This is a genomic window from Rhodococcus sp. D-46 (assembly GCF_011290655.1).
Classification (GTDB): Bacteria; Actinomycetota; Actinomycetes; order Mycobacteriales; family Mycobacteriaceae; genus Rhodococcus_F; species Rhodococcus_F qingshengii.
This window is the reverse complement of the sequence record NZ_JAANTF010000006.1, coordinates 23793-40179: the sequence shown is the minus strand read 5'-3', so window position 1 is coordinate 40179 and position 16387 is coordinate 23793. Positions and strand designations below refer to the sequence as shown.

Sequence of the window (16387 nt, the reverse complement as noted above, 5' to 3'; positions counted from 1 at the left end):
TCAGGCGTCGATACCCAGGTTGATGACGGCGAGGTAGGACCCGTCCGACTGCTTTTCGACGGTCATGAGGCCGGTGTCGTCGTAGATGCCGTCACTGGCGTTGTTCGTGTTGTTCTCACGACCGGTGTGCTCGCTGTACGGGGACTGCGAGTACACCTCGTCGAGAAGGGTCTCGTCGAAGAAGGTCTGCGACGTGAGGACCGTCTTCTTGTCGATGTGAACCTTGACGTGGATGTGGGTGGTGCGGCCCATGTACCAGCCGGGAAAGATCGTGGTGAACTGCGCGATGCCGTTTGCATCGGTGGTCTGGGCGCCGCGCAGGTAGGTGCCGTCGTCGGTGGTGGTGGCTTCGGTGTCGCCGACGCTGTACGAACCGTCGGAGGTCTCACCGGACCCTCCCATGCCGCCGCCCATTCCGCCGGGGGCGCCTGACGGTGGTTCGCCCATTCCGCCGGCCGGGGGAGTTCCGCCACCGCCGCCGCCGTTGGCGCTCAGCGAACCGGATTCGAAGCCGGAGTACACGCCGCCGGCGTCGCAGTGCCAGATCTCGACGACGGCGTTACTGACCGCGCCGATGCTGCCGTCGACGTTGCACTGGCTGTTGTCCTGCACGCGCATCGCAACCTGCAGCGTGGTGCCCGGACGGTCCTCGCGGATGTCGCCGCGAATGGAGTCGACGTCGAACCAGTAGGGACCCTGCGTCTCTTCCTTGCTCATGACACACTGCGGTGCTTTGGCCAGAAGTGCGGTGACAGCGTCGCCGGACGTGGCCGCGGCGGAAGCGCCGGAAGTGGTTGTCGTCGACGCAGCCGCAGCCGAAGTCGTCGTGGCGGTGCCACTGTTGCCGGAGCACGCTGCGATGAGCCCGCCGAGACTGATGGTTCCGCCGAGGGCGAGAGCCCGCCGACGGCTCACGCGCAGCCTGCTCGCTTCGATGTCTTTGTTCACGCCGCTGTACCTCCATTGTGTGGGCTGTTGTCTCAATGGTGGACGGGCGACCTGGTGCGGAACTGGTTATCCGCTGTGAACTTGCTGGGAGAGCATCTGAATGCTCGAAGTGGCCCGCACATAGACCTGTCCGCCGGCGTCGACGATGCGAGTTTCGATCAGCGCGAGCCTGCGCCCGGCACGAATCACGGAGGCCTCGGCGCGCAAGACCGGCCCGCCGATGTCGGGTGAGCGCAGGAAGTCGATCTTGTGGTCGAGGACGCGATAGTCCTGGTCGACGCGGGTCAGGGTCTGGGCAGACAGGCCAGTGATGGCGTCGACTGCCGAGATGAGGACACCGCCCTGAACGGCGCCCAACGGGTTGGCCATCCAGGCCACGGTTGCGAACTCACCGACGACGGAACCCGGGGTCACGTCGACGACAGCAAGATCGAGGAGACCGGCGAGTGGACCGCGTTCGAGTTTGCCGTCGCGGATTCCTTCGACGACGTCGGACCCGGACAACCCGCTCAGGTTGCTTGTCTTCTCCGGCGTCGGGACGGGCAGCGGCTCGCCCTCTACGTAGTCGTCGATTCCCACGACGGGGGGACGCGAGACCACCATGGCGCGACCGGCCATCACTGCCAGAAGGGTGCCGTTCTCGTCGCGAAGTTGCCCGGATGCGAGTCCGACGCCGTCGTCGAGATGCACGAGTGTTCCGGTGGCACCGACGTCCGCGATGTCGGGGATGTCGGCGCCCGCACTGACCGTGACCTGCGCGAGCACGGACTGATGGCCCGAGGTCAGTCCCGAGTACACCGCGCCACCCATGGCACCGTCGATCATGACTCCGATGGAACCGAGCACGGTCTTGCCACGGTGATCGTGGAATCGCTTGCCGACGGCCTGCGCGAAGGCCAGGTCCCCGGGCTCGACCGAAACGGCGCGCACACCCATCAATGTGTTGAGTGGGTCAAGCTTCTTGACGGGCGCGGCGGAGTTGTCGATGCTCATCTGTCGAGTATCTCCAGCGCGCCGAGTCCTGCCGAGACCGGGTCTCAACCACCGATACGTGAATGCATCTCCCAGACGAGGACTTCGGCCCCGGCGTCGGAGGTCAGCTGCTGGCCACCCGAATCGCTCAACCGGACAGCATCGCCTTCGTACAGTGTGCCGACGCCCTCCATCTCGGCAGTGCCCTGCGCGACGAAGACGTGCAGGAACCGTGCGCCCGGAAGATTCACGGAGGTGCCCGGCAGAATGCGTGCGACATGCATGGCGGCGTTCTTGTTGTTGATGCGAATCGCCGAATGATCCTTGTAGCGCTCCATCCCGGAGGCAACCGGGATCAGACCGCCGCGCAGCAACTCGTCGTCGATCTCGAGCTGTTCGTAACCGGGGGTCAGTCCACCTTCGTCCGGTACCACCCACATCTGGATGAAATGCACGGGGTCGGAATGCTGTTCGCCGCCGATACGCCACGAATCGTTCTTCTCACTGTGCATGATTCCGGTACCGGCGCTCATGCGCTGGGCGAGTCCCGGATAGATGACGCCGGTGTGGCCGATGGAATCCTGGTGCACGAGCGAACCGCGAAGCACCCAGGTCACGATTTCCATGTCCTTGTGCGGATGGGTGTCGAAACCGGTTCCCGCCAGTACGGTGTCGTCGTTGTTGACGAGCAGCAATCCGTGATGAGTGTTGTCCGGATCGTAGTGCTGTCCGAACGAGAACGAATGTTTCGAATCCAGCCAGGAGACGCGGGATTTCAAGCGATCGCCGGAGCGGTGCACATCGATGTGCGGTGTCGTCCGTGGGGCCTGTGCTCGACCAGATGCCATGGCTCCTCCTTCTGTACCACCGGGATCCACCACAATCGGGATCCGCCACTACCGGCATCCACCCTACGACGAACCTGCTGTGTAGTCCGAACATTGGGCGTACTCGGTGGTGTCGTCAGTTCGTCGACGCGTGCATCTCCCACACGAGTATCTCCGCATCGCCGATTCCCTCGACTCGTTGACCGCCAGTATCCTTGAGTCGCAACGAATCTCCCGGACCGAGCAATCCGACTCCCTCGACGTCGACAGTGCCACCGGCGATGAAGCCGTGCACGTACGGCGCATCCGGGAGAGATACCGACCCACCGGTCTCGAGGCGAGCAACATGCAGTGCCGCATGTTTGTTGTGCAAGCTGATCGCGCTGTGATCGCGATGCGCGGGCATCCCCGACGCCAGGGTGATCAGGCCACCGCCGTCGAGTTCGGAGTTGATGTCGAGTTCCTGATAGCTCGGAGTCACTCCGGATTCGTCCGGGGGTATCCACATCTGGACGAGGTGAACGGGCTCGGTGACACGCGAGCCGTCGGCCCGGAAGCGATCGTTGCGCTCGGAGTGCAGGATTCCGGTACCGGCGCTCATTCTCTGCGCGAGTCCGCGATGGATGACCCCGGAGTGCCCAGCGGAATCCTGGTGAACCAGAGATCCGCTGAGCACCCACGTCACGATCTCGGTGTCGCGGTGCTGATGAGTGTCGAAACCGTAGTCGGCTTCGATGATGTCGTCGTTGTTCACCAACAGAAGTCCATGCGCGTACGCGGCGTGATCGAAGTTTCCGGCGAAGGGGAAACTGTGACGCGCCGTGAGCCAGCCGTAGTTGAGATGCGCGCGTTCGTCAGCTCGCTGGACGACTACCGACGACATGTCAGCTCAGCGTCTCGTGTGCCGCCGGGATGGATCCCAGGCGTCCGGCCTGGAAGTCCTCGAAGGCCTGCATGACCTCGGACTTGGTGTTCATGACGAACGGCCCGGCCATCGCGATGGGCTCACGAATCGGTTTGCCGCCGAGGATGAATACCTCGAGAGATTCGGTCCGTGAATCCTGGCGATCGGAGGCGGCGACGGTGATGGAGTCACCGCGTCCGAAGACAGCTGTCTGTCCGACACGAATGGGCCGACGCTCTGCCCCGACCGTGCCTTCGCCGGCGAGCACGTAGACGATCGCGTTGAACTCGGGGTTCCACGGAAGCGTCAGGCTCGCACCCGGGGCCACAGTCGTGTGGGAGAGCGCGATCGGTGTGTACGTCGAACCAGGTCCGGCGTGGCCGGCGATGTCTCCGGCGATGACGCGTACCAAGGCTCCGCCGTCCGGCGAGGAAAGCAGGGCCACCTTGTTACCGGTGATGTCCTGGTACCGCGGAGATGCCATCTTGTTGTCGCGAGGCAGGTTGACCCACAGTTGGACGCCGTGGAAAAGGCCGCCGCTGAGGACGAGGTGCTCCGGCGGAGTTTCGATGTGGAGGATGCCGCCACCCGCGGTCATCCACTGGGTGTCGCCGCCGCCGATAATGCCACCGCCACCGTTGGAGTCCTGGTGCTCCATGATGCCGTCGATCATGTAGGTCACGGTTTCGAAGCCGCGGTGCGGGTGCCACGGTGTGCCCTTGGGTTCTCCGGGTGCGTAGTTGACCTCGCCCATCTGGTCCATGTGGATGAAGGGATCGAGGGCGGAGAGGTCGATGCCGGCGAAGGCGCGGTGAACGGGAAAGCCTTCACCTTCGTATCCGACCGGTGCGGTGGTGATGCTCTTGACGGGGCGGTCGACTGCTGACTCTGCCGGCTCGTCGAGACGGGGCAGGGCCAAGATGTTCTCGACTGTCACAGCAGGCATGTCGTACTCCTTGTATCCGTGAAGCTGATGTCAGGTAGTTGATTGTTCAACTATCTCATTCGGAGTCAACAAAGTCGAGCCCCGGGTATTCCCGGGGCTCGACTGGTGTTCGGATCAGCGCAACATGCTGCCGAGGGTTTTTGCCGCTGCCATGACCTCGGCGCCCAGCGCTGCTTGGTCCTCGGAGTCGAAGACGGAAATTCCGAGGCTGGAGATGGCGTCGCGGCGTCGGCCGGGGATCACCGCTGAGATTCCCAGGACGGACGGGATGACCTCGCCGACGGTCACTGCGTAGCCGCGTGCGCGTGCCGCCGTCACTTCCTCTCGTTCCCCGTTCGTCGGCGGGAGTGAGGCAAGGATGGAAAGCCCGGCGGAGCCGCGGTCGATCGGATCGACCTGCCCTGGATGAAACGCGACGTGAACCTTGGCGCTGCGCGGTTCGACCACCATCAGCGCGCGCACTTCGGTATCGCTCTCGCGGACCACCAGGTGCGCTGTCGCCTCGGTGGCCTCGGCAAGTTCTTGAAGTATCGGGCGAGCGAGAGTGCGCAAATCTTGCTCCACCGGTTCGGCGAGGGTGACCAGGCCGGCGCCGAGAGTGACGCGCTTGAAGGAGTCCTTGCGGCACAGGTGATGAGCCTCGAGCGTGCGGATCAACCGATGTGCGACGGTTCGGTGGACTCCCACTCCGTCGGCGATGTCGGTGACCGACAAGCCGTGCGGATAAGACGTCAGGAGTTCCAGGATCTCGAGTCCGTGGTGCAGCGTTTTCGACATGCTGGAGTCCACTTGAACTGCACTTTTGCGCGGTCGGTGTTCCTCGCTCAGCTCTGACATCAAATCCCTTTCTTGACGTTTGTGAGGTATGCCACCTACGCTTTGAACATATCGCACAGTGTGTGCGATTATCGCACACTTTACGAAGCTGCACAACCTTCGGGTGGATGCAGCGCAGCGTGTTCGGAGAGAACCTTCATGAGCAACTACAGCGTCGTGGCAACGGAGGACGTTGCCGCAATCCACCAGCTGTACGGCCACCAGAGTCATTGCATAGACTCTGGGCGCCAGCAGGATTGGGCGCAGACATTCACCGATGGCGGTGAGTTTCATTCCCCCAGTTATCCGGAACCCGTGGTCGGTTTCGACGACCTTGCGGCTTTTGCTGCTCGCTTCTTCGCTGCGGCGGAAGCTGCCGACGAGGTGCATCGCCACGTTCTGACCAATCTCGTCGTCGAGGCGGTGGACGAGAGTGCTCTCACAGTGCACGGGTACCTGCAGATCGTTGCCACCGCTCGCGGCGGAGACTCGCGACTGGTGCGGATGACAACTGTCACAGATCACGTGGTTCGGGTCGGTGAGGAGTGGAAGATCGCCCGCCGCACCGTTTCTCGCGACGACGCGCCCCGAGCGTCCGAACAAGCTTGAAGTACCGAAATGTTTCTTGCACAACAATATTCAGTAGGAGAAGTACATCATGACCGAAAGCTCTGACCAGACGAACCCGGGCCGTACCGTTGTGACGCAGATGTCGGCGGTGTACCCGGAGTTGGCAGGCAAGGTCGCAGTGGTGACCGGCGCGGCTCAGGGTATGGGTGCGACGTTCGCCGAAGGACTGGCAACGCGCGGCGTACATGTCGTCGGCGCCGACATCAACGAAGAGCAGATGCTCGCCACGGCCGCACGAATCAACACGGACCTCGAATCGAATGCACTGGCGGACAAGCCGGGTCGCGTCGTCGGAGCTCGGGTCGACGTCACCAAGCCCGACGAGCATGAATTGCTTGCGCAGTTGGCGTTGAAGGAGTTCGGCCGGGTTGATTTCTGGATCAACAATGCGGGTATCTTCCCGTTTGCGCTGGCCGAGGAGATCACCCCGGAGCAGATCGGCGCAACGCTGAGTGTCAATGTCGAGGGAGTGCTCTACGGTGCTCAGGCGGCGGCACGTCACCTCGGTCCCGGCGGCGCCATCGTCAACATGTCTTCGGTGTCTGCGCTGCGTGTGCGGAAGGGGAGAGGCGCATACTGCACGTCGAAAGCTGCCGTTGCGCACCTCACGGAGTCTCTCGCAGTGGAGTTCGGCGACAAGGGTATTCGGGTCAACTCCATTGCACCCGGCTACATCGACACGGCGATGACGAAGTGGGTCCAGGAAGATCCGATCGCGCTCGCGAACGCACTCGACGCGGTACCACTGCATCGTCTGGGCTCGCCCGAAGAGGTCTTCGGCCCGCTGCTGTTCCTGCTCTCGGACAGCGCGCGTTACGTCACCGGGCACAGCATTGCGGTGGACGGTGGTTCGCGGCATGTCTGAGTCCACGACATATCCCGGCGTCGTTCTCGTTACCGGCGGTGCTGCCGGGATGGGGGCGCATCACGCGCGCACTCTCGCCGCGCGCGGTTCGCATGTCTGCATTGCCGATGTTTCGGATTCATCCGGCGTGGTCGACGACATCGTCGCCGCAGGCGGATCGGCGTCCGCTCATATTCTCGACGTCACCGATGTCGATGCCTGGGACCGGGTTGTCGACGAAATTCGCACCACCCGTGGGGAACTCGGCGGACTGGTCAACAATGCCGGTATCTCGCGTCGGCTCGAATTCATGGACACCCCGAACGACATCTGGGAGCTGACCATGAAGATCAACCTCTTCGGCCCGTTCTACGGTATGAAGGCGGTGGCGCCGCTGATGCGCGAGAGTGGTGGCGGATCTATCGTCAACATCTCGTCCATCGCCGGTCAGATCGGATACTTCTCTCCGGCTTACTCGTCGAGCAAGTGGGGTCTGACCGGTCTGTCGAAGTCGGCCGCAGGCAACTTCGCGCAGTGGGGGATTCGCGTCAACTCGGTGCACCCGGGACTGGTCGGTACGGCGCTGCTCGGCGGCGCGAACGACTTCGTCGCCGCGTCACTGAAGTCGGTTCCCTTCGGACGCATGGGAACTCTCGACGAGATCACCGAAGCAGTGCTGTTCCTGCTCTCGAACAGTTCCACCTACACCACCGGTACGGAACTCACTGTCGACGGCGGGTTGGTGTCGAACGGTCTTTACCACCGCATCATCGCGGAGACTGGAGAACTTTCATGACCGAGCACTGGGACGTCGTTGTCATCGGTGGCGGCGGAGCAGGTCTCGCCGCTGCGGTGTCGGCAGCTGAAGAAGGCGCATCCGTTCTGCTGTTCGAATCCGAAACCGAACTCGGTGGATCCACCGCGCTGTCGGCCGGCATCTTCACGGCCGCCGGAACGAGCGTGCAGGCCGGCCTCGGCGTCGACGACTCGGCAGAGAAGTTCTTCCAGCACTACATGGACCTCAACCAGTGGATGCTCTCACCCGGATTGATTCGTGCGTTCTGCGAAAACGCCGGTCCGACACTGGAATGGCTCATCGGACTCGGCGTCGAGATTCCCGCGACGATCTCGGGTAACGCTCACCAGCCGGGACTCGCCCAAGCCGGCGTCGAGGACGTCTGGCGCGGCCACGTGCCCAAGGATCAGGGATACGGACTGATTCAGGTGCTGGACAAGGCTCGTCGTAAGCACGGGATCGAGGTCATCTTCGGAACTCGGGTGCAGAAGCTGATCGAGGAAGACGGTCGGGTTGTCGGTGTTGTCGCCGACGACATCGAGGTGCCTGCGGGCGCCGTCGTTGTTGCCTCCGGTGGATTCGCGCAAGATCCGGGTTTGGTGGAACGCCACTTCCCGGACGCGAACAAGGCCGGAGAGACCTTGTTCGTCGTCGCAGCCGAGGGGAGCCGCGGAGACCATCTTCGTTTTGCCGAAGACCTCGGTGCTTCCCTGGCGGGCGACGGCTGGGGTCTGATGCTGCCCACCGTCTACTTCCAGCGATTCCACCACTGGCAGGCCGGCTTTCCGCCGAAGTCGCGGATCTACGTCAACCAGGACGGCCGTCGTTTCATGGACGAGGACAGCTCGTACGCGGTCTCGACCGGCATCATCGACCATCAGGGTGGATACGGTTGGATGATCTTCGACGAGAACGCTCGCGTGAATCTGGCTCCAGGATATGCGGATTGGAATCCCGAACGCATCGAGGAAGAAGTTGCCGCCGGTGGCACGATTCGTGCGGACACGATCGAAGACCTCGCAGTGGCTACGGGTGTTCCGGTTGCGACGTTGGCGCAAACCCTGCGTCGATGGAACGACCAACTGCCCAGCGGTCACGACGACGACTTCCTCCGCCATCGCACGTTGCGGAACAAGGGTGCCGTCGGCAATCCGGATCCTATTGCGACAGCTCCGTTCTATGCCGCGAAAATCCTTCCGGCAGAGCTCGTCTGTACGCATGCGGGAATGGAGATCAACACCGATGCCGCCGTGCTCGGCAGCACCGGAGTACCTATCGAGGGTCTGTACGCCGCAGGTGAGGCCGGCGCCGGAATCCTCGGACTGAGATACGTGGGCGGCGGCAATGCGGTTGCCAACGCTTTGACCATGGGCCGCGTAGCGGGACGTAATGCGGCGAATTACACCAGGACCAGCGCTGAGAGCGCACCGGTCCATTCCATCGCGCACTCCTGACGTCCGACGTCTGCGCGGCACCGAATCCAGTCAGTATCCAATCCAGGCAGGGAACAACATGTCAGAGAATGAGACCATGGCGAGAGCCGAATCCACCGAGGGCAGCAGCGTGGCAACCGAACGACAGTCGACGACGAAGGTAATTCGCGCGGCCATCGTCGGTACCGTCGTCGAGTACTACGACTTCGGTATCTACGGATACATGGCCACGACGATCGCCGCGCTGTTCTTCGTTTCCCATGACCCGAACGCAGCACTGCTCGGTACCTTTGCAGCATTCGCCGTGGCCTTCTTCCTACGCGTGCCCGGCGGCATCTTCTTCGGCCACATCGGCGACAAGTACGGCCGCAAGAACGCGCTGTCCTGGACCATCCTCCTGATGGTTCTCGCGACAGCCGGAATGGGCCTGCTGCCGACTTACGCCACGTTGGGTGTGTGGGCGACGTCCATCCTGGTTCTGGCTCGTTGCCTGCAGGGCTTCGCGGCCGGCGGTGAACTCGGCGGCGCCAACGCGTTCGTCTCCGAGTCCGCTCCCAAACGGTGGCGTGCGACGCAGACCTCGATGGTCAATACCGGCACCTACCTGGGTTCGCTGGCAGCTTCGCTCATGGCCCTCGGCCTGACGTCGGTGTTCTCGCAAGAGCAGATCCTCGAATGGGCTTGGCGTATCCCGTTCCTGCTCAGCCTGCTGATCGGTGGCATCGGTATCTGGATCCGCAGCCAGATGGAAGACACTCCTCAGTTCGAAGAACTGCAGGACAAGGGTGAGACCAAGAAGCTTCCCATCCGTGAGTTGCTCAGCACCTCCGGTGGCAGCGTCGTCAAGATCATCCTGCTGGGCGCACTCATCACCGGCGGTTACTACATCGCCTCGGTGTATGCCGCGACGTACCTGCAGACCACCGGCGGTCATTCGTCGCGCGTTGCTTTCCTTTCCACCTCTCTTGCACTGGTTCTCGGCGTCATCACGTTGCCGATCTCGGGATACATGGCAGACAAGTACGGGCGTCGGCCGGTGCTGTTCGCCGGTAGTGCCGCCGCAGTGGTTCTCGGAATCCCGATGTTCATGATGATGGCCGGTTCTGGCATCTGGCAGGCGGTTGTCGGTCAGTCAGTGCTCTTCATCTGCGTTTCCGTTGTCAACGGTGCTTCGTACGTGACCTATGTCGAAATGCTGAAAGCATCTGTGCGGTACAGCGGTCTGGCATTGGGTAACAACGTCACCAACATGTTCCTCGGTGGCACCGCGCCTTTCATCGCCACCTATCTCATCAGCTTGACCGGTAACTCTCTCGCTCCGGCTGGATACTTCGTCTTCTGTGCGGTGATCACCCTCGTCACGGTCTTCTTCATCAAGGAGACCAAGGGTGTTGAACTGCAGGTTGATTGATCATCGGGTAGAACAGGAGCCTGACCGTGTCCCTCGCTGACAAGCAAGAAATCACCGAAGTTCTGTATCGCTACGCTCGGGCCGTCGATCGGAAGGATTTCGACAGCGTGGCCCTCTGCTACTTCGACGACGCGATAGACAACCACGGCGGTTACATCGGAACCGTCGACGGGCTGATCGAAGACATGAAGCTCAGACACAAGACGATCGACTCGTCGATTCACTGCATTTCCAACATACTGATCGACGTCAACGGCGATGTCGCTCAGTGCGAGTCGTACTGTTTGTGCTTTCTGCGGCAAGAGCGTTCCGGTACGGATACGGTGCAGACGCTTGCGACGATCAAATGCCGTTACGTCGACAGGTTCGAAAGGCGCCACGGTGAATGGCGAATCGCCGATCGGATTGTCGTGTTCGACGAATCCCGTGAAGACGTGATCGAGAACATCCTGTCCACGGACTGGGTGACGCAACGTCGATCCTTCGACGATCCGGTGTACACCAGGACGCCTTGACCAGTAGTGCAGACGAAGGCCTTCACACACATCGTGTGTGAAGGCCTTTCGCCTGTTCACTTCTCGTGTCAGCCCAATGCGCCCGGTGCGGCGACCTCGGTCAAACGGCCGTCCGAGAGCCTGAGCCAGCGTTCGACCTTGACCTCGGCCAGGAATCTCTCGTCGTGGCTGACCACCACGAACGCCCCCTGATATGCATTCAGGGCACTTTCGAGTTGAGCAACGCTCACCAAGTCGAGGTTGTTGGTCGGCTCGTCGAGAAGAAGCAGCTGCGGGGCCGGATCGGCGAAGAGAACGCACGCCAATGTAGCCCGCAGTCGTTCACCGCCCGAGAGTGCAGCGACGGGAAGATGAGCACCCGCACCCCGAAAGAGGAAGCGCGCCAGGATGTTCATGCGTTCCGGTGCCGGTAGGCCTGGAGCAGACAAGGCAAAGTTCTCTGCGACGGTGCGTGCGGGGTCGAGTAGGTCGAGCCTCTGCGACAGGTATGCCACTCGACCGTCGGCTCGCGTGATCTCACCGGAAGTCGGCGCCACATCCCCGTTGACGATGCGTAGCAACGTCGACTTTCCGACGCCGTTCGGCCCGGTCAACGCGATACGCTCCGGTCCTCGAATGGCCAGGTCGATTCCGGAGTCGGCGAAGATCGCATGATCACCGAACGCGAATTGCATTCGCTCACCGAGGAACACCGTCCGGCCGGCGGGTACATGTGTGCCAGGCAATTCGAGTGAAATCGTCTGGTCGTCTCGAAGAGCGCGGCCCGCTTTGTCGAGTCGGTCCTTCGCCGCGTCGACCCGGGCGAGGTGTGTCTCGTTGGCCTTGCCTGCCGACTCCTGAGCATTGCGCTTCATGGTCCCCGCAAAGATCTTGGGCAAGCCCGCGTTCCCGAGATTGCGGGCAGCGTTACTTGCGCGTCGCGAAGCACGTTCTCGGGCCTGCTGCAGTTCGCGCTTCTCGCGCTTGACCTCTTGCTCGGCGTTGCGGATGTTCTTCTCCGCCACTTCGCGAGCCGAGCGTGCCGCGGCTTCGTAGTCGGTGAAATTGCCACCGTAGAAGCTGATCTCGCCGCTGTGAAGTTCGGCGATGCGGTCCATGCGGTCGAGTAGTCCTCGATCGTGACTGACCACCAACAGACAACCACTCCAGTCGTCGAGAACGTCGTAAAGCCTGCGGCGCGCGTCCAGGTCGAGGTTGTTGGTGGGTTCGTCGAGGAGAAGGACATCGGGGCGTCGCAGGAGTTGCGCCGCCAGTCCGAGCGAGACGACCTGCCCGCCGCTCAGAGTGTCGAGGCGACGATCGAACGTCATGTCGGCCAAACCGAGTCGACCGAGTTGGGCTCGCGTTCGTTCCTCGATATCCCAGTCGGACCCGATTGTCGTGAAGTGTTCTTCTCGTGTGTCCCCGGATTCGACTGCGTCCAACGCAGCGAGCGTCGGGGCGATGCCCAAGACCTCGGCAATGGTCAGATCGCTCGTCAGTGGCAGGTCCTGCGGAAGGTATCCGAGAACGCCGTCGACGGACACACTGCCGGCGCGCGGCCGCAACTGGCCGGCGATCAATCTGAGCAGAGTGCTTTTCCCGACGCCGTTCTGGGCCACCAGCCCGGTTCGGCCGCCGGGCACGGTGAATGACAATTCGTCGAAGACCGGAGTGTCGTCCGGCCAGGCAAAAGACAGATTCGAGCAAACGATGTAGGTATCGGACATGAATAGACCTCAGGTGTTGTGCGGGCGCGGCAACGCTGCTCCGCGAAGAGTCGGGTAAGTGAACGACAACATGGCCACGACGGCAGCGCTCCGAGGCGTCTGCCGGTGGCCGTCATGCCCGGTTTTATCCGGAGATGTCGAGTTCACCAACCATGTCTGATCCTTTTTGGTCTGTGTTGTTTCATCCGACGATAACAGGAGCCGGTATCTACATACGAGCAATACCGGCGCAGAGAAGTTCGACCAGTCGTCGATACACCCGATCCGGGTCGGTGCCGGCCGGTTGTCCCTCTACCGATTCGAGGATGCAGAAGCCGTGCAGCGCACTGCGAAGAGACCACGCCGCCTGCTCCGAATCATCCGGGCTCAGACCGTATCCCGCGATCACCTTGTTGATGACGTCGACCACCTCGCCGACGGCGGAGACCAGATCGGGATGCGGAGCAGTGGGGTAGCGGTCGGTGATGGCGTAGAGCCCGGGGTGTACTCGGACGAACGCACGCCATGCGTCCGCGAGCGCCATGACGGCGTCGTCGCGCGAGAGACCGACCGCGGCGGCACGCAGTTGTTCGGCGAGAAGGCTGCGTGCGAGGAGGCTGAGTTGATGGTGGACGTCGTCGACCCCGTCGACGTGTTTGTACAGCGCTGACTGCCGGACGTCGAGGGTCTCGGCGAGTTGACTCAGTACCAGAGCGTCGGCGCCTTTGCTGTCGACCAGATCGGCTGCGGCAGCGATCACGCGTTCACGGGTAACCGGAGTTCTCATGCACGCATCTTCCCTGTATGACAGGCTTCGCGTCGGTGATACATTATCACCATGAGTGATGAAGTATCGCCACGCGAGCTGTCCGGCGATCAACTACGCCGTCGTGACCTGCGCGTAGTCGTCACCGGTGCATGCATCCTCGGGTTGACCTCGGTGCTCTACGAACTCTCAGGAGTGTCTCCGTCGACGGGTGCATTCTTTCGGTGTCTCTATGCGCTCATCCCTCTCGGCATGCTCGTGCTCGTTCAGCGTCGTCGGTCACCCCGGCCTTCGATCTCGGCGCCCTGGATCGTGAAGTCTCTACTTGCCGGCGCGTTCCTCGGAATCGATCTGGTGTTCTGGCACGAGTCGATTCATTCGATCGGGGCAGGTCTTTCGACTGTGATCCTGAATTTGCAGGTGCTGTTCGTCGCAATCCTCGGCTACGTTGTTCTGCGCCAACGGATCGGCCGGGAACTGGTCGCCAGCCTTCCGTTGCTCTTTGTCGGAGTTGCTCTGGTAGCCGGGGCGAGCACAACGCTCACCGGGTCGAATCCTGCTGTCGGAGTGTCGTTTGCCGTGATCGCCGCAGGCGCGTACGCGGTCTACATCTTCCTGATGGGTCTGGCTACTCGGGCGGCGGGCAGAACGGCGTTGCCGATGTTCGTCTCGACGGGAGCCACTGCCCTCACGGCAGGTGCATACGGCCTCGTGAGTGGAACTTTGGATCTGACACCGTCACTCGTAGCTCAAGGTTGGCTTGTGCTGCTCGCGTTGGTATCTCAGGTGATCGGGTGGCTGCTGGTAGCCAGCGCCAGTCAGCGTCTGCCTGCAAGTGCAGTCGCCGCCAGCCTCGTGTTGCAATCGGCGTCAGCACTGTTGTTCGGCGCAGTGCTGCTTGCACAGACCCCAACTCTTGTCCAACTTGCGGGTGCCGGAATGATTTTGGCCGGAGTGGTTGTGGCGACGCGGATACCCGCGAAGAAATCCTCGACGACTGTTGTCGGAAAACGAATGGAGACAAGCGTATGACCACGGCGGCTGACCACATCTACATCAACGGCGACATCAGGGCCATGGACGGTGCGGTCGGCGATAACGCCACCGCTGTGGCAGTCAAGGACGGCAGATTTGTCGCCCTCGGAACTGACGCCGAGATCTCGGCGCTGACCGATTCCGAAACCTCCGTTGTCGATCTCGCCGGAGCGGTGGTTGTGCCGGGGTTCATCGAGACGCACCTTCATCCGATGATGTGGGGTTTGATGCTCAGTGGGGTCGACGCAACGACGAATACGTGCCCGACCATCGAGAAGTTGATCACGGCGTTGGCCGCGCGGGCCGCGATCACACCAGTTGGCGAGCCCATCGAAGCGTGGGGCTTCGACGACAGCCTCGTGGCGGAAGATCGAGGCCTGACCGTAGCTGATCTGGACAAAGCCTCCACCGAGCATCCGATCCTGGTGCGGCACTTGTCTGCTCACGGGATCTATGTCAACTCGGTCGCACTGGAGAAGGCCGGAATCGATGCCACCACGGTCGATCCGGAAGGTGGTGTCATCGTTCGGGACAGCGACGGTGTACCCACCGGTGAACTGTGCGAGGTTCCGGCAATGTCTCTGGTTCGCGGACTTGTTCCGGATATGAACCCGGACGCGTCCAAGATCGCGATGCTGCGGGCGCAGGAAGTCATGGCGTCGGTGGGCGTGACGAGTTTCCACGACATGTACGTCACGGCCGAGATGTACGAGGCGTACCGGCAACTCGACGCCGATGGTGACTTGAGGCTGCGTGCGCGCCTCTATCTCGGCCACGGGGTGCACGATCAGTTGGGTGAACTCGCCGATTCGACAGACCGAGTTCGTGTGGGCGGCGTCAAACTCATTTCGGACGGGTCGATTCAGTTGCACACCGCTGCGCTGACCGCGCCGTACCACGATCTGGGCGGATGCCACTGCGGCGGAATGGCAATCCCGGCAGGCGCGCTCGGGGCACTCGTCGAGGAACATCACGCTGTCGGCCGACAGGTTGCGATTCATACCAACGGTGATCAGGCCATCGATTTTGCATTGGACGCAATTGCAGCGGCACGGACGGCGCACCCGGACATCGAAGTTTCGCATCGACTCGAGCACGTTCAGACGTTGCGGGAAGATCAGATCGCGCGGATGGTCGAACTCGGGGTGGTGGCGTCGATCTTCGTGAACCACGTCTACTACTGGGGTGACCGGCACCGCGATCGTTTTCTCGGACCGGGTCGCGGCGAGCGGATCAGCCCCGTGGCGTCGGTCGTGGCGGCGGGGCTTGCCTACGCGCTGCATTGCGACTGCCCTGTCACTCCAGTGAACCCGCTCTTCACGATGAACACCGCCGTACATCGTGTGACGCGAGAAGGTCACGTTCTGGGTGCGGAGCAACGGGTTTCCGCGTCCGAGTCGCTGGCCGGCTACACAAGCGCAGCCGCTCGTCTCACCGGTGAGTCATCGGACAAAGGTCGGATAGCGGTGGGACTTTTGGCGGATTTTGTTGTGCTCGAAGGAGATCCGCTGCGCAGCGATTCGACAGACTTGAATGAACTGTCGGTCCTGCGCACGGTTGTCGGAGGTGAGACCGTCTTCGGGGCGTAGATGCTCGTCGTTTTACCTTGGGATTGGGTGCCGGTAGTCAACTCCTTACCGGCTTCGCAACTGTAGATGCACGTGGGCCGGGGAGCGAATTTGCTTCCCGGCCCACAGCTTTGGATGCAGCACGGGCAGTCGCGATTCGATGGTCGGACAAAGTTATTGGTGGAGTGCTGGTTTCGGAGCGCGCGAGAGTTTGTCCTGGCCGGCCGATCCGGCGGGGCGCAGCGATCGATGGCGCCCGTGTCCGTGGCGCTAGTGGACGAAATGCGG

General features: G+C 62.2%; 16 protein-coding genes. 8 read left to right on the top strand and 8 right to left on the bottom strand.

The features are described 5' to 3' along the window. The 6 genes from G9U53_RS15930 to G9U53_RS15905 all read right to left on the bottom strand — a co-directional run bounded on the left by G9U53_RS15930 (position 1) and on the right by G9U53_RS15905 (position 5434). Entirely contained in the window at positions 1-948 is a 948-nt protein-coding gene (locus tag G9U53_RS15930; protein WP_165638898.1) for an intradiol ring-cleavage dioxygenase, read from the bottom strand. Positions 949-1014: 66 nt separating this feature from the next. Continuing rightward, a complete protein-coding gene (locus G9U53_RS15925; RefSeq protein ID WP_165638897.1) occupies positions 1015-1941 on the bottom strand; it encodes a hotdog fold thioesterase in 927 nt (308 codons plus the stop codon). Positions 1942-1985: 44 nt separating this feature from the next. Beyond that, positions 1986-2768 carry a pirin-like bicupin family protein gene (locus G9U53_RS15920; protein WP_003940511.1) on the bottom strand — a complete coding sequence of 261 codons (783 nt, stop codon included), beginning with the start codon at positions 2766-2768 and terminating at the stop codon, positions 1986-1988. A 115-nt stretch (positions 2769-2883) separates the two neighbouring features. Further along, complete coding sequence (locus tag G9U53_RS15915; protein ID WP_003939960.1) at positions 2884-3630, bottom strand: pirin family protein; 747 nt, start codon at positions 3628-3630, stop codon at positions 2884-2886. 1 nt (position 3631) lies between these two features. Then, the gene (locus tag G9U53_RS15910; RefSeq protein WP_007731415.1) at positions 3632-4597 is read right to left on the bottom strand and encodes a pirin family protein; all 966 of its coding nucleotides are present in this window, start codon (positions 4595-4597) and stop codon (positions 3632-3634) included. A gap of 114 nt (positions 4598-4711) precedes the next feature. Then, positions 4712-5434, bottom strand: coding sequence for a helix-turn-helix domain-containing protein (locus tag G9U53_RS15905; protein WP_058037709.1), 723 nt, complete (start codon positions 5432-5434; stop codon positions 4712-4714). Between the two features lie 138 nt (positions 5435-5572). Between G9U53_RS15905 and G9U53_RS15900 the strand changes: the two genes are divergently transcribed. The 6 genes from G9U53_RS15900 to G9U53_RS15875 all read left to right on the top strand — a co-directional run bounded on the left by G9U53_RS15900 (position 5573) and on the right by G9U53_RS15875 (position 11042). After that, complete coding sequence (locus tag G9U53_RS15900) at positions 5573-6022, top strand: nuclear transport factor 2 family protein (protein WP_007731417.1); 450 nt, start codon at positions 5573-5575, stop codon at positions 6020-6022. A gap of 49 nt (positions 6023-6071) precedes the next feature. Further along, the gene (locus G9U53_RS15895; RefSeq protein WP_007731420.1) at positions 6072-6908 is read left to right on the top strand and encodes an SDR family oxidoreductase; all 837 of its coding nucleotides are present in this window, start codon (positions 6072-6074) and stop codon (positions 6906-6908) included. After that, on the top strand, positions 6901-7683 hold the full coding sequence (locus tag G9U53_RS15890) for an SDR family oxidoreductase (protein ID WP_039973229.1): 783 nt from the start codon (positions 6901-6903) through the stop codon (positions 7681-7683). The genes G9U53_RS15895 and G9U53_RS15890 overlap by 8 nt, the downstream gene beginning before the upstream one ends. Further along, on the top strand, positions 7680-9137 hold the full coding sequence (locus G9U53_RS15885) for an FAD-dependent oxidoreductase (RefSeq protein ID WP_054827908.1): 1458 nt from the start codon (positions 7680-7682) through the stop codon (positions 9135-9137). Before G9U53_RS15890 ends, G9U53_RS15885 begins: the two co-directional genes overlap by 4 nt. A 76-nt stretch (positions 9138-9213) precedes the next feature. Further along, positions 9214-10527 carry an MFS transporter gene (locus tag G9U53_RS15880; protein WP_007731424.1) on the top strand — a complete coding sequence of 438 codons (1314 nt, stop codon included), beginning with the start codon at positions 9214-9216 and terminating at the stop codon, positions 10525-10527. A gap of 26 nt (positions 10528-10553) precedes the next feature. Beyond that, positions 10554-11042 (top strand): nuclear transport factor 2 family protein, encoded by a 489-nt coding sequence (locus G9U53_RS15875; RefSeq protein WP_030535188.1) that lies wholly within the window; start codon positions 10554-10556, stop codon positions 11040-11042. 68 nt (positions 11043-11110) lie between these two features. Here G9U53_RS15875 and G9U53_RS15870 read toward each other — a convergent pair whose 3' ends face one another. Next, a complete protein-coding gene (locus G9U53_RS15870) occupies positions 11111-12751 on the bottom strand; it encodes an ABC-F family ATP-binding cassette domain-containing protein (protein WP_165638896.1) in 1641 nt (546 codons plus the stop codon). Positions 12752-12959: 208 nt separating this feature from the next. Next, positions 12960-13517, bottom strand: coding sequence for a TetR-like C-terminal domain-containing protein (locus G9U53_RS15865; protein WP_021332048.1), 558 nt, complete (start codon positions 13515-13517; stop codon positions 12960-12962). 51 nt (positions 13518-13568) lie between these two features. Here G9U53_RS15865 and G9U53_RS15860 point away from each other — a divergent pair, with 51 nt between their 5' ends. Together G9U53_RS15860 and G9U53_RS15855 are read left to right on the top strand one after the other, a co-directional pair. Next, positions 13569-14528: a DMT family transporter gene (locus G9U53_RS15860; protein ID WP_165638895.1), complete on the top strand. Its 960-nt coding sequence runs from the start codon at positions 13569-13571 to the stop codon at positions 14526-14528. Next, a complete protein-coding gene (locus G9U53_RS15855; protein WP_165638894.1) occupies positions 14525-16120 on the top strand; it encodes an amidohydrolase in 1596 nt (531 codons plus the stop codon). Before G9U53_RS15860 ends, G9U53_RS15855 begins: the two co-directional genes overlap by 4 nt. Positions 16121-16387 lie beyond the last annotated feature (267 nt).